Source organism: Cryobacterium luteum, from assembly GCF_900110125.1.
Classification (GTDB): Bacteria; Actinomycetota; Actinomycetes; order Actinomycetales; family Microbacteriaceae; genus Cryobacterium; species Cryobacterium luteum.
Genome location: NZ_FOCN01000012.1, coordinates 39,102 through 56,459, shown reverse-complemented (window position 1 = coordinate 56,459; position 17,358 = coordinate 39,102). Strand labels below are relative to the sequence as shown.

15 protein-coding genes are annotated in these 17,358 nt (G+C 67.0%); 4 read left to right on the top strand and 11 right to left on the bottom strand.

Going from position 1 to position 17,358, the window contains the following annotated elements:
• Positions 1-172 precede the first annotated feature (172 nt).
• The gene (locus BMW72_RS12490) at positions 173-1,741 is read left to right on the top strand and encodes a molybdopterin-dependent oxidoreductase (RefSeq protein ID WP_092111032.1); all 1,569 of its coding nucleotides are present in this window, start codon (positions 173-175) and stop codon (positions 1,739-1,741) included.
• 6 nt (positions 1,742-1,747) lie between these two features.
• On the opposite strand, the gene BMW72_RS12485 is transcribed toward BMW72_RS12490, so the two are convergent.
• The 7 genes from BMW72_RS12485 to BMW72_RS12455 all read right to left on the bottom strand — a co-directional run bounded on the left by BMW72_RS12485 (position 1,748) and on the right by BMW72_RS12455 (position 9,782).
• Positions 1,748-2,287: a DUF4287 domain-containing protein gene (locus tag BMW72_RS12485; RefSeq protein ID WP_092111030.1), complete on the bottom strand. Its 540-nt coding sequence runs from the start codon at positions 2,285-2,287 to the stop codon at positions 1,748-1,750.
• Between the two features lie 121 nt (positions 2,288-2,408).
• Positions 2,409-3,365 (bottom strand): ferritin-like domain-containing protein, encoded by a 957-nt coding sequence (locus BMW72_RS12480; protein ID WP_092111027.1) that lies wholly within the window; start codon positions 3,363-3,365, stop codon positions 2,409-2,411.
• Between the two features lie 127 nt (positions 3,366-3,492).
• Positions 3,493-4,248: a twin-arginine translocase subunit TatC gene (tatC, locus tag BMW72_RS12475; protein WP_092111102.1), complete on the bottom strand. Its 756-nt coding sequence runs from the start codon at positions 4,246-4,248 to the stop codon at positions 3,493-3,495.
• Positions 4,249-4,290: 42 nt separating this feature from the next.
• Positions 4,291-4,497, bottom strand: a complete 207-nt coding sequence (gene tatA / locus BMW72_RS12470; RefSeq protein ID WP_092111026.1) for a twin-arginine translocase TatA/TatE family subunit — start codon at positions 4,495-4,497, stop codon at positions 4,291-4,293.
• A gap of 126 nt (positions 4,498-4,623) precedes the next feature.
• Positions 4,624-6,252, bottom strand: a complete 1,629-nt coding sequence (locus BMW72_RS12465; protein ID WP_092111024.1) for an FAD-dependent oxidoreductase — start codon at positions 6,250-6,252, stop codon at positions 4,624-4,626.
• Positions 6,245-8,368 (bottom strand): molybdopterin oxidoreductase family protein, encoded by a 2,124-nt coding sequence (locus BMW72_RS12460; RefSeq protein WP_092111022.1) that lies wholly within the window; start codon positions 8,366-8,368, stop codon positions 6,245-6,247. Before BMW72_RS12460 ends, BMW72_RS12465 begins: the two co-directional genes overlap by 8 nt.
• Before the next feature lie 7 nt (positions 8,369-8,375).
• Positions 8,376-9,782 carry an MFS transporter gene (locus tag BMW72_RS12455; protein WP_092111101.1) on the bottom strand — a complete coding sequence of 469 codons (1,407 nt, stop codon included), beginning with the start codon at positions 9,780-9,782 and terminating at the stop codon, positions 8,376-8,378.
• A gap of 260 nt (positions 9,783-10,042) precedes the next feature.
• Between BMW72_RS12455 and BMW72_RS12450 the strand changes: the two genes are divergently transcribed.
• Positions 10,043-10,822 (top strand): RNase H family protein, encoded by a 780-nt coding sequence (locus BMW72_RS12450; protein WP_092111021.1) that lies wholly within the window; start codon positions 10,043-10,045, stop codon positions 10,820-10,822.
• 18 nt (positions 10,823-10,840) lie between these two features.
• Positions 10,841-11,227, top strand: a complete 387-nt coding sequence (locus BMW72_RS12445; RefSeq protein ID WP_092111019.1) for a TraR/DksA family transcriptional regulator — start codon at positions 10,841-10,843, stop codon at positions 11,225-11,227.
• 8 nt (positions 11,228-11,235) lie between these two features.
• On the opposite strand, the gene BMW72_RS12440 is transcribed toward BMW72_RS12445, so the two are convergent.
• Together BMW72_RS12440 and BMW72_RS12435 are read right to left on the bottom strand one after the other, a co-directional pair.
• Positions 11,236-12,474 (bottom strand): exonuclease domain-containing protein, encoded by a 1,239-nt coding sequence (locus BMW72_RS12440; protein WP_092111018.1) that lies wholly within the window; start codon positions 12,472-12,474, stop codon positions 11,236-11,238.
• A gap of 102 nt (positions 12,475-12,576) precedes the next feature.
• Positions 12,577-14,091: a sugar porter family MFS transporter gene (locus BMW72_RS12435; protein ID WP_370448747.1), complete on the bottom strand. Its 1,515-nt coding sequence runs from the start codon at positions 14,089-14,091 to the stop codon at positions 12,577-12,579.
• Between the two features lie 112 nt (positions 14,092-14,203).
• On the opposite strand from BMW72_RS12435, the gene BMW72_RS12430 reads away from it, so the two are divergent.
• Positions 14,204-15,118 (top strand): oxygenase MpaB family protein, encoded by a 915-nt coding sequence (locus BMW72_RS12430; RefSeq protein WP_092111014.1) that lies wholly within the window; start codon positions 14,204-14,206, stop codon positions 15,116-15,118.
• A gap of 26 nt (positions 15,119-15,144) precedes the next feature.
• On the opposite strand, the gene BMW72_RS12425 is transcribed toward BMW72_RS12430, so the two are convergent.
• Together BMW72_RS12425 and BMW72_RS12420 are read right to left on the bottom strand one after the other, a co-directional pair.
• The gene (locus tag BMW72_RS12425; RefSeq protein WP_092111012.1) at positions 15,145-16,416 is read right to left on the bottom strand and encodes a M18 family aminopeptidase; all 1,272 of its coding nucleotides are present in this window, start codon (positions 16,414-16,416) and stop codon (positions 15,145-15,147) included.
• 49 nt (positions 16,417-16,465) lie between these two features.
• Positions 16,466-17,233 (bottom strand): hypothetical protein, encoded by a 768-nt coding sequence (locus tag BMW72_RS12420; protein WP_092111011.1) that lies wholly within the window; start codon positions 17,231-17,233, stop codon positions 16,466-16,468.
• Positions 17,234-17,358 lie beyond the last annotated feature (125 nt).

The following is a 17,358-nucleotide window of genomic DNA, read 5'->3' as shown; positions in this document are numbered from 1 at the left end:
ATTCAGGAAATCCCCTCGGAAAGGTGCTCGAAGGCGGAGTAATCGGTCATTTCAGCGCGGATCTCCTGATTTAGCCACCAAACCCGCGGCCAGAATATGACGGATGTCTGACGAAACCGACCGGGCGCCCTGGCCCGGTGGTAATCCCAGCCGCCGGTTCTAGGCTGGCGAAATGGTCTATGTCACTCCCGACACCGCTGCGAGCGCTTCGCCACGCCACCCTCGGGCACTCTGGCGGCCGGCAGCCGCCGGTCTCGCCGCCGCGCTGGCCGGTCTCGGCCTGGCCGAATTGGCCGCCGCGTGGCTCGCTCCCGGCGCCAGCCCGGTACTCACCGTCGGCGCCCTCGTCATCGACATTGTTCCGCCCGTCGTCAAGGACTTCGTGATCGGCCTGTTCGGCACGGCCGACAAGATCGTGCTGATCGCGACCATCGTGCTCGTGCTGCTTCTGGTCGCCGCTCTCGCCGGCATCCTCGAGAGCCGACGCCCGCCATTCGGCCGCCTGCTCGTGGTACTCATCGGCGCGATCGCCCTGTTCGCGGCGCTGTCCCGTTCCAGCGCTTCCACCCTCGACGCGGTCCCCGCCGTCGTGGCCATGGGCGTCGCTGCGATTGCGCTGACCTTTCTCACCACCCGGCTGCCCACGAATGCCCCGGCACCGGCTGCGCAAGGCCGCCGTCGCTTTCTGGTCTACACCGGCATCACCGCGGGCGTCGGGCTGCTCGCCCTGGCCGGCGGCCAGCTCAGCGCCGCCGCCACCCGGGCAGCGGATGCCGCACGCGCGCGCTTCACCCTGCCCGCGGCATCCGTTCGGCAGGCCGCGATACCGGCCGGGGCGAGCCTGGACGTGGCGGGCATCACCCCGCTGATCACCCCCAACGCCGACTTCTACCGCATCGACACCGCCCTGAGCGTGCCGCGCATCGACCCGAGCACCTGGCGGCTGCGCATCACCGGGCTGGTCGAGAACGAGGTCGAGATCGACTTCGCCGAATTGCTCGCGCTGCCGCTGGAGGAGAGCACCACCACCCTGGCCTGCGTGTCGAACTATGTCGGCGGCGACCTGATCGGCAACGCCACCTGGCTCGGCTACCCGATTCGCGAGCTGCTGGCCCGCGCCAGGCCCACGAGCGGTGCCGACATGGTGCTCTCCACCAGCCAGGACGGCTTCACGGCCGGCACCCCGATCGAGGCGCTCACCGACGGCCGCAACGCCATCCTCGCCGTCGGCATGAACGGTGAACCGCTCCCCCTCGAGCACGGCTACCCGGTGCGCATGGTCGTGCCCGGCCTGTACGGCTATGTCTCGGCCACGAAATGGGTGGTCGAGCTCAAGCTCACCCGATTCGACCGAGAGCAGGGCTACTGGACTCCGCGCGGCTGGTCCGAACTCGGACCGGTCAAGTTATCTTCGCGCATCGATGTGCCCCGCGAGGGCATCGCCGTTCCTGCAGGCTCGGTCGTCATCGCCGGCGTCGCCTGGTCCCAGCACGTCGGCATCAGCGCCGTCGCCGTGCAGATCGACGACGGTCCCTGGCGAGACGCCACCCTCGCCGACGCCATCTCGGTCGACACCTGGCGTCAGTGGGCGTACACCTGGACCGACGCAAGCGCCGGCGATCACACGGTCAAGGTGCGGGCAACGGATGCCGCCGGCCTCGTTCAGACGTCAGCCACCGCCGACGTCGCCCCCAACGGTGCCACCGGACTGCATGAAATCTCGATGTCTGTCTCGGGCTGACCTGCGTCAGTTGCCCTCGTAGGCGGCGCGCAGCCAGCCGAGCAGCTCAGCGTCGACCTCGGCGAGGCCGGTCACCGACACCTTGTGGGTGCACATTCCGCCGGCCAGGAGCAGGCGGTCGGTGGGGGCGGCATCCGCCAGATTGATGCCCAGCTGCAGGCGTTTGGCGCTGGCCGGTTCGATCAGCGCGAACTGCTTATGGCGTCGAAGCGACACGCTCGCTTTCTTCGGGGCGACCTCGACGTCGGAGCCGAAACGACTCACGGCATCGATCAGCGCATCGTAGAGCGGTCGCAGGCTGGCTTTCGGGCCGGAATACTGCGCGTCCACGAGCGCCGTGTCGGTCTGCGAGACGTCGCGTGCCCGGAACTGCAGCACGATGCCGTTGGCGAAACCGTGGCTGAGCCCATGCTCGGTCTTGAGGTGGTTCATGAGCTCGGTGTGTTTCGCCAGCCCGCTGGCCCCCAGCATGGTGTACCAGTCCGCGAGGCTTCGGCCGGTGTTCTGGGGCAGGTTGTCGATCATCGACTGAGTGGCAGCATCCATGGCACCAGTAAAACACCGTTGAGCGGATGCGGGACACTCACGTCGTCCACCGCTCGGGTGGTGCGCCGGAACGCGGGAGTTCGGCGTGGCTGGAACCCCCGCGTACCGCGCTACGCCGAATTTAGCCGTTGGCGCCGCTCATGTTGATGACACCGTTCACTCCGGCCGGGAAGAACCCACCGGAGCGCACCGGCGCCGCATTGAGGTAGGTGATGTTGAGCACCTGGGCGGCACTGCGGCTGTAGGCCAGGCCGTTGGCGTCGGTCGGCACGAGGTTGGCCCTCGACGCATTGCCGATGCCCTGGTCGAGATCGGCCCTGCCGTCGACGGCGTCGCGCACATCGGAGATGGCTTGTGCGGTCGTGTACACCGAGGGCAGTGCAATTCCGAGCGCGTAGAGCGTGCTGCGGATGACTCCGGCGTGGTAGGCCTCGACCGCGAGCAGGCCGGCGGCCGCCTCCAAAAACGTCTTGTTAGAGATGAGCGGTGCCGCGCCCTTGTAGGCGGTGACTCCGACGTCCTCGAAGATGAACGCACCGAACAGAAAATTCGCCTCGTTCGCGTAGACGTCGAATTTCTGACCCGGCTTGACCAACCCGGCCGCCAGCGCGGCGGCGGTGAAACTCGCGTCGAGGTTGATCTTCGGGCGGGACACGGCGACGCTTCCGAGCGCGGACCGAAGGAAGGCCACGTGGGCCTTTTCATCGGCGGCGATCTCATCGGCGTACTTTTTGATGATTCCGGTCTTGAAGTTCACCATGCGACCACCGGTCACGCCGCCTCGGGTTCCGGTTCCCGTGGTCAGATTGTCGGGCAGCCCACTGCCGGTGGTCGCCCGCAGGTAGAACTCGGCCTCAAGGTATTCGAGGTTGAGGGCGAAGTTCAGAATGGATGCGTCACTCGGCGCGGCGGCCGGGACAGCGGCCGCTTCGGCAGCCAGGGCAGGTCCGCCCGAAGCGAACACTGCCGCCCCTACTCCGAAACCGGCAACACCGGCGGCCCGCAGAAAGTTTCTCCGGTCCGAGGAATTCTCGGCGCTGCGGTTGATGGCGTTGGTAATGAAACTCTGATCGAACATCCTTGTTCTCCTGTCGTTGGGCGAATATGCCGGGTGTGTCGGACGTAACACCGGCAACCTACCCGCGCAAAGCAATCTCCTGAATGACTGGACAAAGTACGTAAGCAAACGATAAGGACCGTGGGAGTCAGAGCAACAGACCGTCGACACCGACCGGGGGCATCCGCCGTGCGGCCCGACGATCGTGCAGCACGGCGATGCCGTAGGCGGCAAAGTAGAGAACCACCATGGGAACGGCGAGCAGGAACATCGACACGACGTCGGCCGCCGGCGTCGCGATCGCGGTGAACAAAATGATGACCAGTATGGCCACCCGCCAGGATTTGATGATGGAGCGGGAGCTGATCACACCGGCAAAGTTCAGCAGCACGATGAACACCGGCAGCACGAACGCTATCCCGATGGCGATCATGAGTTTGAGCACGAAGTCGAAATAGTTCTGCGCATTGATGAGCGCGGCATCTTGTTGCGGCGCAAAACTCGTCATCAGCTCCACCACGTGCGGCAGCACGTACCAGCCGGCCGCGCACCCCGCCAAAAACAGCGGTACGGCCGTGAAGAAGAAACCGAAGGTGTACTGCTTTTCCCGGCGGGTGAGCCCCGGGGTGAGAAAAGCGAAGATCTGGTACAACCACACCGGGCTCGATACGATCAAACCCACGTAGAACGAGATGCGCAGTTTGAGGTCGAAAGCACTCGTGATGTCGGGATAGTTGATTTGCGCGTTGCGGTTCTGGGCGCGCACGATGGCGTAGATGGGTTCACGCAGACCATCCCAGACCAGACTCGAGAGCAGCCAGCCGGCGACCGCGCCGACCAGAATACCGATCGCCGCCAGGAACAGTCGCTTGCGCAGTTCCAGCAGGTGCTGCCCAAGCGACATCGTGCTCTTCTCGCTGCGCACCCCCTGCGCGACCATCTGGGCCTAGGCCTTCGGGTTCGGGGCGCCGCTCGAGTCGGTGCCGGCCTCGGATGGGTGATCCTCGGTGCGGTCCGGCGTGATCTCGCTCTTGAAGATCTTCATGGATTGGCCGAGGCTGCGGGCCAGCCCTGGCAGCTTCGGAGCGCCGAACAACAGCAGGATCACGACGAGAATGACCAGAAAGTGCCAGCCGGTCAGGTTTTGAAGCATGCGAATTCTCCCTCGAATTAAGTCGGTCGTGCAGCAGTGTAACCGCCGCACCGCCGACACAACCGGGCAAAGCTCAGCATGTGCTCCGGCTGTAACCTTTTCCCGAGAAAAGCCTGAGACGGATGCCTATCCCGGGGTGGATTCCGCTGCCCGGAAATGCTCGAGAACGTCGCCGATGCGCGTTGTGCAGCCGCCACAGCCGGTGCCGGCTCGGGTGGCCGCGCCGATGCAGGCGACGGTGGCGTTGCCGGCCTCAGCCGCCTCGGTGATGGCGCCGACGGTGACGCCGTTGCACCAGCAGATGGTTGCATCGAGCGCGAACGCGCTGCCGGCGGATGGCTCATAGTCCGGTCCGTCGTAGCGCAGCAACACAGAGCGATCGGCCGGCAGTTCGCTGCCGCGCTCGAACAGCAGGGTCAGCTCGGCGGCCGTGCGCGGCATACCGACGCAGACGAAGCCCTCGAGAATGCCGTGGCGGGTGACCATCTTCACGTAACGACCGGCTTCGGGGTCGGCCCACTGTGCGACGCGCACCGGGGCGCCGGAGCACCCGGCGGCATGTTCGTCAAGACCGGCATCCCACGGGTCAGCGGCCGTGTTGCCGACCGACACGACATCGACGCCCTCGGCCTTGAGCATGACCACGGCAGGCGTCGCCGCCGCCAGCGACAGCGCCGCCTCCCGGTTCAACAGCTCGGCCGTGAACCGCGCGGCCAGCCAGTCGGCCTGGCGCCAGCCCGGACCGATCAGGCCGCTCGGCCCGCCGGTCGGACGCGCCGTGGAATCGCCGGCGCGAGGCGCAGGAGCCACGTGCGCGCAGTCGCCGATCGCGTAGACCTGCGGGTCGCCCCAACTCTGCAGGTTTTCGTCGACCAGGATTCCGGTCGACACCGGCAGGGCCGCCAACTGGGCCAGCTCGGTACGGGCGCCGACACCGCAGGAGAGCAGCAGCAGGTCGCCGTGGATCTGCTTGCCGTCAGCACAGATCAGGGCGTCGAACCGGTCCACTCCGTCGTCGTCCTGGTGAAAGAGCAGGCTCTCGGCGCGAGAGTGGTTGACCATGGTCACGCCGGCCCGGCGGGCGCTCTGCGCGAGCACGCTGCCGCCGCCGCGGTCGAGGTTGCGTGCCATGGGAATCTCGCCGTGATAAACCACGCAGGCCTGGGCACCGGCGGTCGCCGCAGCGAGGGCAATCTCCATACCGAGCACGCCCGCGCCGAGCACGACGATGCGGGCTCCGGCAGTCACGGCCGCGAGCACCCGCCTCGCATCGTCGAGGTCACGCAGCACGGTGACCCCGCGCGGGAGTGGGGCGCCGCTGGTGTCGAGGGTGGCGGCATCCGCTGGCGGCGCCTGGCGATCGCGGCGCACACGGGTGACGCCGTCGAGGGTGGGCACGTTGGCACGGGCGCCGGTGGCGAGCACGAGCCGGTCGTAGCGCAACAGCGTGCCATCGCTGAGCGACACCGCACGGCGACTGCGGAGGATGGCCGTGACGCTCAGGCCCAGGCGCAGGTGCACGCCGGCCTCCCGGGCGGCGAGCGGGTCGGTGATATCCAGGCTCTCCCGGTCGGCGTTGCCGACGGCATATTCGGCGATGAGCACCCGGTTGTAGGCGTCCGCGCTCTCGGCCCCGACTACGGTCAGCGTCGCCGCGCCCTGCCGCACAAGCGGCAGCAGCTCGTCGACGAAACGGGCACCGACCGGGCCGTAGCCGACCAGCACGATGTGCTCAGGGTTCCGGTGTTCAGACATGGGCGCCTGCTTCCACGAGCGCACGCACTCGAACGGTCGTCTTCTTGAATTCGGGCATACCGCTCACGGGATCGGTCTCGTCGTCCGTCAGCAGGTTGGCACGCTGATCGCCGGCAAAGTGAAACGGCAGAAAGACCGTGTCAAAGCGGATGTCGGTGCTCACCTGGGCCCGGCAGCGCACCGTTCCCCGGTCGTTGCTGACCTCGACCCAGGCCTCGTCGATGATGCCGAGCTGCTCAGCGGTAGCCGGGTGCAGCTGCAGTCGGGCCTCCGGCTGGGCGTCGGCGAGCTCGCGCACCCGCCGGGTCTGGGTGCCGCTTTGGTAGTGCTCGAGCAGGCGGCCGGTGATCAGCGTGAGGGTGCCGTCGACCTGCGCCGGTGCACCGAGGCGACGGGCCTGGACGGCGACGAGGTGGGCGCGGCCGTCGGGGTGGGCAAAGCGGTCAAGAAATAGGCGGGGCGTTCCGGTGGACCCTGCGGGATACGGCCAGAAGGCCGGCTCTTCGGAGTCGAGCAGCTCATAGCTGAGCCCGGAATAGTCGGCCAGGCCACCCGCCGACGCTCGACAGAGTTCATCGAACACCTCACCGGCTTCGGCGCTGAAGGTCGACGCCGAGTCGAGGCGGCGGGCGAGTTCCTGCCAGATCCACAGTTCGCTGCGCACACCCTCGGGTGCAGCGACCGCCAGCCGGCGCCGGATGACGCGACCCTCGAGCGACGTCATCGTGCCTTCCTCCTCGGCCCACTGCGTAACCGGCAGCACCACGTCGGCGAGCACCGCGGTTTCGGAGAAGAAAAAGTCGGCCACGACCAGAAAATCCAGGGTTTTCAGGGCGGCTCGCACCCGGTTCGCGTTCGGCGCGGAGACGACGACATTGGAACCGTGCACGAGCAGGCAGCGGATGCCGCCCGGCTCGCCGAGCGCGCCGAGCAGCTCGACCGCGGGCAGGCCGACGCCGGGCAGGCTGTCCGGGTCGACGCTCCAGACCCCGGCGACGTGCGCGCGGGCAGCGGGATCGCTGATCTTGCGGTAGCCGGGCAGCTGGTCGCACTTCTGCCCGTGTTCGCGGCCGCCCTGCCCGTTGCCCTGGCCGGTGAGGGTGCCGTAGCCGGAGTGCGTCGTGCCGACGAGGCCGAGCACGAGGCTGAGGTTGATCGCCGCGGTGGCCGTGTCGGTGCCGTCGACGTGCTGCTCGACGCCGCGCCCGGTGAGAATGTAGGTACCGTTGCCGGTCGCTTGTCCGCGGGCAGCCCCTGCCGCCAGGCGGCGGGCGAGTTCGCGCAGCTGCCAGACCGGAACGCCGGTGTGTTCCTGCACGCGGGTTGGCCACCACTGGTTCACGCTGCGGCGTACCGCGTCGAACCCGGTGGTGCGGGCGTGGAGGTAGTGCTGGTCGGTGAGTTTCTTGGCGATGACGAGGTGGGTCAGGCCGAGCAGCAGCACGAGGTCGCTGCCGGGAGTCGGCTGCACGTGCATGCCGGCGCCGTTATCGGTGAGCCGGGCGGTCGCGGTGCGGCGCGGGTCGACGACGACGAGGCCGCCGGCAGCGCGGGCCCCCTCGAGGTGGCCGATGAACGGCGGCATGGTCTGCGCCACGTTGGAGCCGAGAATGAGGATGGTGTCGGCCGTATCGAGATCGTGGACGCGAAACGGGAGCCCGCGATCGAGGCCGAACGCCCGGTTGCCGGCGGCCGCGGCGCTCGACATGCAGAACCGGCCGTTGTAGTCGATGCGGCTCGAACCGAGCGCCACCCTGGTGAACTTGCCGAGCTGGTAGGCCTTCTCGTTGGTCAGTCCCCCACCGCCGAACACGCCGACCGCGTCGGCCCCGTGCTCGGCCCGGGTGCCGCGCAGTTTCGCGGCGACGAGGTCGAGTGCATCGCTCCAGGACGCCGGTTCGAAAGAACCGTCGGGCTGCCGCAACAGCGGTTCCAGGACGCGGTCCGGGGAGACGAGCAATTCGGCGGCGGTCCAGCCTTTCTTGCACAGGCCGCCCCGGTTGGTCGGAAAGTCCCGGCCGGCCACCGTCACCGCGTCGGCATCCGTTGGAGAGGGGTTCAGCATCATCGCGCACTGCAGGGCGCAGTACGGGCAGTGGGTTCGGGTGCCGGGCAAGGGATGCCTAGATCTTCTGGCCGGCGACGGAGGAACCGCGGCGCAGGTAGACGAAGGCGGTGACGCACATCATGACCACGTAGGCGAGCGCGAAGGCGTAGATGGCGCTGGAATAGTCGCCGGTGCTGGTTTTGGAGAAGCCGAGTACCTGCGGGATGATGAACCCGCCGTAGGCGCCGACGGCGGAGATGAGGCCGAGGGCTGCGGCTGTTTTGCGCTGCGTGTTGACGTCGCCCGAGTTCTGGTGGGCGTCTTTCACGCCGCTGCGGGCCGAGAACACGCTCGGGATCATGCGGTAGGTCGAGCCATTGCCGATGCCGGTCGCTACGAAGATGAGCAGAAAGCTGCCGAGGAACGCCCAGAAGTTACCGAGCGGCAGCACCGCGACGACCACGAGGGCGCCGACGGCCATCACGCCGAAAGCAGCGACCGTGACGGATGCCCCGCCGAAGCGGTCGGCCAGGCGACCGCCGGCCGGGCGGGCCAGCGAACCGACGAGGGCACCGATGAACGCGAGCGACAGGGAGGCCGACGCGACCTGGAAGGTGGAATAGGTCGGGAACTGGTCGGCGATGAGCTTGGGGAACACGCTCGCGAAGCCGATGAAGGAGCCGAAGGTGCCGATGTACAGCACGGCAAGAATCCAGAAGTGCGGTTCCTTGATCGCCGCGATCGACCCGGCGAAGTCGGCCTTGGCGTTGGTGAGGTTGTCCATATACTTCCAGGCACCCCACATGGCGACGAGGATGAACGGGATCCAGAACCAGCCGGCGAAAGATATGTTCAGTGTTCCGACGGCGCCGAGGGTGATCACGATCGGCACGATGAGCTGGGCCATCGAGGCGCCGAGGTTGCCGCCGGCGGCGTTCAGGCCGAGCGCGTAACCCTTTTGGCTCTGCGGGTAGAAATAGGTGATGTTCGACATCGAGCTGGCGAAGTTGCCGCCGCCGAAACCGGCCAGGGCGGCGACGAACAGCATCACACCGAACGGGGTGTCGGGGTTGCCAACGCAGAAGCCGAGGGCGATCGACGGGATCAGCAGCAGCCCGGCCGAGATGATGGTCCAGTTGCGGCCACCGAATTTGGGCACCATGAAGGTGTACGGAAAACGCAGGGTCGCGCCGACGAGGCTCGGCATCGAGATGAGCCAGAACACCTCGGTGATGGAAAAGGTGAAGCCGGCGGCCGGCAGCGACACCACGACGATGCTCCACAGCTGCCAGACCACAAAACCGAGGAACTCAGCGAAGATCGACCATTTGAGGTTGCGGGCGGCGATGAGCTTACCGCCCCGGTCCCACTGTTTCTTGTTCTCGGGATTCCAATTGTCGATCCAGCGACCCGCACGGTGTACGAGCACCGCCCTATCGGTGTCGATCAGGTTCGGTGCTGATTCAACGGTGCTGGATGTCATCGAAGTCCCCTTGAAATGAAACGGCAGGCAGCCCGAGCGGCTGACCATGACTTCGACGTTAGCCAGCGTGTGTTTCCGGCAACCGTGACACCCGTTACCTTTCGATCACCAGATGATCACAGGCCGTTCGGGGGGTTGTTGGGGCGCTGTTACATGACGGACACAATCCGATTGCGCCCGATGATGCCGGCAGCGGATACCCGAAGTGGCAGACTGGAACACCTTGCGCCCGAACGGGACGCTGTTTGAAAGGCCCGCACATGACGATCACCGCCGCCGCCGACGGTTCTGCCCTCGGAAACCCCGGACCGGCCGGCTGGGCCTGGTACGTCGACGATTCCTGTTGGGCGGCCGGCGGCTGGAAGCACGCCACCAACAACCAGGGCGAGCTGAAGGCCGTACTCGAGCTGTTCCGGGCCACCGCGCACCTCGACGACGACCTGCTCATCCTGTGCGACAGCCAGTACGTGATCAATTCGGTGACCAAGTGGATGAAGGGCTGGAAGGCCAAGGGCTGGCGCAAGGGTGACGGCAAGCCCGTGATGAACCTGGACCTGCTCAAGGAGATCGACGAGGCCATCGCGGGGCGTCGGTACCGGTTCGAATGGGTGAAGGGTCACGTCGGGCATCCGCTCAACGAGGCCGCCGATGTGCGCGCGCGCGGTGCGGCCGAGGCGTTCCAGCGCGGGCGGTCCGCGCCGGCCGGACCGGGGTTTCGCGGGGGTTCGCCCGAACCGGTGGCGTCGAGCAGGGCGGCAGTATCCGGTGGGCAGAGCGCACCGACCCTCACGACAGAGCGGGTCACCGAACGGGCCGGTGCCTACGCGCACGACGAGTTGTTCTCCTTCGACGACCTCGGCGATGACATCGGCGAGGACCATCGCGACCTGACCGACCCGCACGGCCCCGACGTGATTCGCAGCAACGGTGAGCTGCACCGGGTGACGCTGTCATTGAGCGCTGACGAGCACCGGCTGTTGGTTCAGCGGGCTGCAGCCCGCGGTGTGACCGTCGAAGAGTATGTCCGCGGCCTGATTTGAGCCGTGGGACCATGGAATATGTCCGCTTCTCCCTTTGACGCCGCCCAATTGCACGTGTTCGAGACCGCACTCGGGGAACGTCGGCTCGAGCTGACCGTCGAGTTCCAGCGCCTCGCCGACACCTTCGATGGGGTGCAGAGCTCCCGCAGTGACGGTTCCGCGGACGGCGCCCACGACGCGGAAGCCTCCTCGCTGCGCACCGAATGGTCACGCATGTCGGGATTCCAGGGCGAAGCCGTCGAAGAGCTCGCGTCGATCGATCGGGCCCTGCAACGCATTGTCGATGGAAAGTACGGTCTGTGCGTGCGCGGCGGCGAGCGCATCCCGGACGGGCGACTGGAGATCAAACCGGCCGCTGATCTGTGCATCGCCTGCGCCGAGAAGGCGGCAGCGCGCCGCCGTTAGCCGTCCGTTCAGCGCACCCCGATGAGAGACCGCAGGCCGAATTCGGAGACAATGGGGATGCCGTAGTCGCGGGCCTTACCGGTCTTACCGGTCACCGACTCCGGATCGGCGGCCACGAGCAGGCGGGTGCGCAGGGTGACCGCGGTGCCGAGCGAGAGGCCACGCGCGACCAGCTCCCGGCCCCAGTCGGAGCGGGCGCGGGCCATCTCACCGGTCAACACCACGATGTCACCGTGTTCCAGGAGCACCGTATCGATCGAGGAGATCGGTGGGCGAGCCGGCGTGGTGGGTGCGGCCAGCACTGCGGCGGTGGCCTCGGGAGTGACATCGAGCATGCGGGCGACCGCGATCAGGTCCGCAGAATCTTCGACGCGGAGGGTGCCTTCGCTCCAGGCCACGCGCACGAGGTCGTCAAAGTACCGATGATGCAGGGCACCACGATCTGCCGCTGTGATACCGCTCAATTCGGCGAGAACGTGAAGTTCTCGCGTCTGGCTCGGCGAAAGGACGCGATCAAGAAGGCACAGGTCGAGCAGGGCGAGATAGTCGAGGTGTTCCTCCGGGCCGGTGTAGTCGGGGAGCTTCACGGCCGCCCTGGCCAAGAAACTCGGCGTCGGCACGACGTCGATCGTCATCGAGGGGTCGCGCTGCACCCACGGGGCCGCGCTCGAACCCACGATTGTCGGCCAGTCGCACTGTTCGGCTCGGTCGAGGGCGTTGATCCACGGTGCCGCGCTGGGTGAGCCGTGCACGTAGGCCGCCAACAGGCTCGCACACGCCTCGGCCTGCACCAGCGCGCCGGGACCGGGCTCGATCTCGATGTCGTAGGCCGCGCAGCAGTCTATGAGCAGTCGGCCTGCTCCCGGCAGGTAGTTGCGGGCCAGGTGCATGGTGCAGACCGCCTCCAGCCCTCGCCCGGGGGCATAGCCGATCAGTTCGAATTCACGCATCAGAAATCCGGTGACGAACTGAGCGTTGTGGGTCACCAACACCCGGCCGCGCAACAGCTCGACCAGTCGTGGCGCAACCTGCTCGAAGGTCGGCGCTCGCAGCAGCTCGGCAGTGCTGACGCCATGCGTCGCCACGTCACCGGCATTGCTGCCGGGGTTGATGACGGTCTGCCAGCGCGCAGAAAGGTGACCACCCTCGTCGAGGTGCACCACGGCTACCTCGACGACCCGATCCCGCTGGTACGGGAACAGTCCGGTGGTTTTCAAACTTATAACGGCGTATCCACGTTCGGGCATGGTCACACTCCACAATCTTGTTCTGCGAAGTTATCCGCAAACCCCTCGTGTTGCGATAGCCCGTTCGGGGGCTTGTGGGTATCGCCAAATGCTGCTTAAATCTCACCTCGCTGCGGTGGCTCTTTTAGCTGAATTTTTCGGAGGCAACAGGGTGTCAGCTTCTTCAAGCGACATACCGTTCGTTTCGGGCACCTTGCGCAGCACGAACCAGAAGGAGAGCCCGGCGAACAGGGCGTACAGGCCATAGGTGATCGGCAGGGAGGCATCGGCCATCGGCGGGAAGCTGACGGTGATGAGAAAATTGGCGATCCACTGGGCGGCCGCGGCGAGACCGAGGGCCTTGGCTCGAATCGAGTTGGGGAACATCTCGCCGAGCAACACCCAGACCACGGGACCCCAGGACGCACCGAACGCGATGACGAACAGGTTCGCGGCGACCAGGGCGATCGGCGCCCACGCCCCCGGCAGGCTCAGCTCGCCGCCGACCGTCACCGACTGACTGAACGCCACTGCCATCGTCGCGAGGGACACCGTCATTCCGATGGACCCGCTCAGCAGGATCGGTCGTCGACCGATCCGGTCGACCAGGGCGATCGCGACCAGGGTGACCAGAATATTGGTCACCGAGGTGATCACGGAGATGGTCAGCGAGTTGGATTCCGCGAAACCGACCGCCTCCCACAGGGTGGTCGAATAGTAGAAGATCACGTTGATGCCGACGAACTGCTGGAATACCGACAGAATGATGCCGACCCAGACGATCGGCTTGAGGCCGAAGGCACTGCCGCGCAGGGATCCAGCCCTCTGCGACCGGGCATCGACCTCGATCGAACGACGCATGTCGCGAATCTCCCGATCGACGTCACCACTCGGCCAGAGCCGAGTGAAGACGGCGCGGGCATCCGCTTCCTTGTCTTTCAAAATCAGGAAGCGGGGAGATTCCGGCAGGATGAAGGCGATGCCGCCGTAAACGATGGCCGGCACGGCGCCGGCCAGGAACATCCAACGCCAGGCTTCGAGGCCCAACCAGAATTCACTGCCGGCGCCGCCCGCGCTTTCGGCGAACACGGCGTCGGAGAGCAGAGCAGTAAAGATGCCGAGGGTGATCGCGAGCTGCTGCAGCGACCCGAGTCGGCCGCGCATCTGACGCGGTGAGATCTCAGCAATATAGGCCGGCGCGACAACGGATGCCAGTCCGATACCGAGTCCACCAACAACCCTCCAGATGATCAGATCGACGACGCCGAAAGAAAAGCCGGAACCGATCGAGCTGACCAGGAACACCACGCCGCCGAGCAGCATCATGGGGATGCGTCCGTAGCGGTCTGCGAAGCGGCCGCCGAAGAAGGCGCCCGCCGCGGCGCCGAGCAGGGCGCAGGCCACGGCGAACCCGGTGAGGGTGGCATTCAGCCCGAATTCCTCCTGCACCGCATTGACGGCTCCATTGATGACCGAGGAATCGAATCCGAACAGAAAGCCGCCCAGAGCGCCGGCGACGGCGAGTGCGATGACTTTTCTGTTGGTGCTCGGCGCGGGGGAATCGGTGGCCATCGTGGACGTGCTCATAGTGCTGTGTCGGTCAAGTGCCGCCCCCTGGGTCGAATTCGTGTACCGAATCAGCCTACGTCGGGTGCCATCCGATCCGAAGTTGGCCGCCTGGTCTTCGTCATCGTGGAGGTGAACAGGCCGTTCGCGGCGGGCGTCCAGCGAGACAGAGCTACCATCTTGAATGACCAGATTCACGGACAGCTGGCGCTCGCACCTTCTGGTGACGCTCTCAGGGAACAGCGATGGGCGGCCAGGCTGGGTCGACAAGATCGAGACCGGCGACAATGCGGGATACTTCGGCCCCGGAAGCGCGGCCTGGACCGTACACGGCGGAATGGCGACCATGGTCGCCGGCATCCGCGCCCTGCTCATGCAGACCCTGCACCCCGGCGCCATGGCCGGTGTACACGATTGGTCCCGCTATCACGAGGACCCGCTCGGCCGCCTGTCCGGCACGATTCAGTGGCTGGTCACGGTGACCTTCGCCGACACGGTCGTCGCCGAGCGCGAATCGGGCCGCGTCGCCCACTTTCACGACCGCGTGGCCGGAACCTACCTTGATGCGCGCGGCGAAGAGCGCCCCTATGCCGCGGGCGACCCGGAGCTCTTGTCGTGGGTGCACGTCGTCTTCACCGATGCGTTCCTGCAATCCCACCTGCTCTGGGGCGACGCCATTCCCGGCGGCGCCGACCGCTACGTCAGCGAATGGGCGACCGCCGGCGAACTCATCGGCGTGCAGAATGCCCCACATTCCGCCGCGGAGCTTGCCGCACAGCTCGAGGCTTTTCGCCGGGCCGGCACGCTGAAAAGTGACGCCCGCGTGGCCGACGCGGTGCGATTCATCCGCTACCCGCCGCTCAGTCGGGGCATGCTGCCGTTCTACCGCATCATGTTCGCGGGGGCTGTGGCGTCGATTCCGCGCGAGTATCGCGACATGCTCGGCCTGAAACCATCCCGTCTGCCCGTCATCTGGGGTACCCGGATCGTTCTCCGTATCGTTCGCACGCTGCTCGGCCCCACCTCGACCTCAGAGGATGCCGCCCGCACGCGGCTCGCGCGACTCGCCCCCACCGCCGGGCTGGTTCCGGAAGCCTGATTTCCCGACGCCGCCCGGGCGGACCGCTACGCCTCCGGCGCGAAGAAGGCTCTGGCGGCCGCGCTCAGAGCCCGCGGATCGTTGACGTGGCAGAGTTCACGGGCGGAGTGCATCGACAACAAGGGCACGCCCACGTCGACGACGCGAATGCCGAGCCGGGTCGCGGTCAGCGGTCCGATGGTCGAACCGCAGGGAACCGTGTTGTTCGAGACGAATTCCTGGTAGTCGACGTTCGCTTGGGCGCAGCTGCGAGCCCAGAGGGCTGCGCCGTGGGCATCCGTCGCGTAGCGCTGGTTGGCGTTGATCTTGAGCAGCGGGCCGCCGCCGAGAATGGGCCGGTTCGTGGGATCGTGCCGTTCGGGATAGTTGGGGTGCACGGCATGACCGGCGTCGGCGGAGAGGCACCAGGATTCGGCGTAGGCCTGCAGATGCTCTGACCCGGTCGCGCCGAGGCCGTGACCAATGCGGGTGAGAATGTCGTCGAGCAGCGGGCCGCTCGCGCCGGAGCGGGACTGGGAGCCGAGTTCTTCGTGGTCGAACCCGGCGAGCACGCTGATCGGGCCGCCGGTCTGCTCGCTCGCCTGGATCAGGGCCTGCAGGCCGGCGTAGACGGAGGAAAGATTGTCGAGGCGGCCGGCCGCGAACAGCGCGTTGCCGAGACCGAAGGTGGCGGGCGGCTGGGTGTCAGCCGTCAGAACGTCGTAACCCGCGACATCCGCTGCCTGCAGGCCGGCCAGGTCGGCAAGGTGGGCCACCAGGTCGGCCTCCGACGCGTCGCCAACGCCGAAGACGGGAGTGAGATGACGTTGCCGATCGAGAGTCAGGGCGTTGTTCACCTCACGGTCGAGGTGCACGGCGAGTTGCGGAATGCGCAGGAACGGTCCGGTGCGCACGAGGTGCTCGGTGCCGTCCCGGGTGACCAGCCGACCGGCGAGTTCGAGCTCACGGTCCAGCCAGGAATTCAGCAGCGGCCCGCCGTACACCTCAACGCCGGCCTGCAGCCAGCCGAACGCGCCGATCGTGGGCTTGGGTTTGAGTTTGAAACCCGGGGAGTCGGTGTGGGCGCCGAGGATACGGAACGGCGTGATGGGACCGGCGGCAGCCGGCTGTGACCAGGCGATGACGGCGCCGTCTCGCACGACGTAGTGACCGGTGACCTCGTCGGTCGTCCAACTCGCCGATTCCTCGAGCCGGGTGAAACCGGCCACGTCGAGCCGCCGAGCTACCTCGGCGGCGGCGTGGTACGACGACGGTGACGCTTGCAGAAAGGCGGAGAAATCGGCGGTGTAGGCATCCATTCATCCATCCAACCACCAGCGCGAGGCAGCGGCTGCCGCGGGCCGCGTGCTACAAATCGCCTGGTGCGTCCAAATCGGCGGGCGGGTCGTTCGGTGCGTCGGACTGCAGCGCGGCGCGCGCGAAGGCGGCGCCACCGACGGTGACCGTGCCGCGGTCCCCGTGCCAGGCCTCGGTCTGCTCGAACGCACCGAGCCGGTCGAGCAGGCGCCACTTGGTGTCGACGAGGTGCCAGACCGACTCCGTCGTGGGCTCCTGGCCGTCCGACTGCACCCAGCCAAGCGAGCCCAGCGCGCGCGACAGGGTTGTGAGATAGTCTTCGCGCCGGGCGAGGCCGCGGGTCGCGACGAACAACAGCAGCAGGCGGGTGGCGTCACTCACCGCGGGCGTACGGCTGTGGTGGATGCTGCGGGCCAGGTACCACCAGAGCTCGCGGGGCGAGCCGGACAGTGCGGCGCCCTTTCTCGTGAGCACGAGCATCCCCTTACTGACCCGCAGCAATCCCACGTCGCGCAGGTGCCCGCGCAGTTCCTGCAGCGGCCGCAGGTGCACTTCGCGGTTGACGCTCATCGGCCAGCCCCAGTCAAGCTCGGCAGAAGCTTCGAGCACGACCGCCGGCGGCAGGTGCCCGGCTTTGGTCAAGCGGATGCCGTCGGTCCCGACCCGGGTCAGTATCCACTGCGCGGGAGCGACCATGCGCGCCATGGCGCGCTCCTGCAGCAGGATCGAATCGTTGACCCGCGCCTGCCCGATGAGCCGACGAAAACCGACGACGGCCTGTTCCGGCAGTCGCGTTTCGATCTCCTGAATCACGTTCACCCACCGAGCCTACTGAGCGATCCCCCTCGACGGCGTCGGATGCCCCGCGACACGCACTGCGAACCCGCCCCGACGGCGACGGGGCTCAGCGGCTGTGTCTGGCGAATGGGTTCGGCGGGTGTATT

Coding starts and splice junctions, on each gene's coding strand:
- BMW72_RS12490 (WP_092111032.1), top strand. CDS start 173: ATGGTCTATGTCACTCCCGACACCGCTGCGAGCGCTTCGCCACGCCAC.
- BMW72_RS12485 (WP_092111030.1), bottom strand. CDS start 2,287: ATGGATGCTGCCACTCAGTCGATGATCGACAACCTGCCCCAGAACACC.
- BMW72_RS12480 (WP_092111027.1), bottom strand. CDS start 3,365: ATGTTCGATCAGAGTTTCATTACCAACGCCATCAACCGCAGCGCCGAG.
- tatC (WP_092111102.1), bottom strand. CDS start 4,248: ATGTCGCTTGGGCAGCACCTGCTGGAACTGCGCAAGCGACTGTTCCTG.
- tatA (WP_092111026.1), bottom strand. CDS start 4,497: ATGCTTCAAAACCTGACCGGCTGGCACTTTCTGGTCATTCTCGTCGTG.
- BMW72_RS12465 (WP_092111024.1), bottom strand. CDS start 6,252: ATGTCTGAACACCGGAACCCTGAGCACATCGTGCTGGTCGGCTACGGC.
- BMW72_RS12455 (WP_092111101.1), bottom strand. CDS start 9,782: ATGACATCCAGCACCGTTGAATCAGCACCGAACCTGATCGACACCGAT.
- BMW72_RS12450 (WP_092111021.1), top strand. CDS start 10,043: ATGACGATCACCGCCGCCGCCGACGGTTCTGCCCTCGGAAACCCCGGA.
- BMW72_RS12445 (WP_092111019.1), top strand. CDS start 10,841: ATGTCCGCTTCTCCCTTTGACGCCGCCCAATTGCACGTGTTCGAGACC.
- BMW72_RS12440 (WP_092111018.1), bottom strand. CDS start 12,474: ATGCCCGAACGTGGATACGCCGTTATAAGTTTGAAAACCACCGGACTG.
- BMW72_RS12430 (WP_092111014.1), top strand. CDS start 14,204: ATGACCAGATTCACGGACAGCTGGCGCTCGCACCTTCTGGTGACGCTC.
- BMW72_RS12425 (WP_092111012.1), bottom strand. CDS start 16,416: ATGGATGCCTACACCGCCGATTTCTCCGCCTTTCTGCAAGCGTCACCG.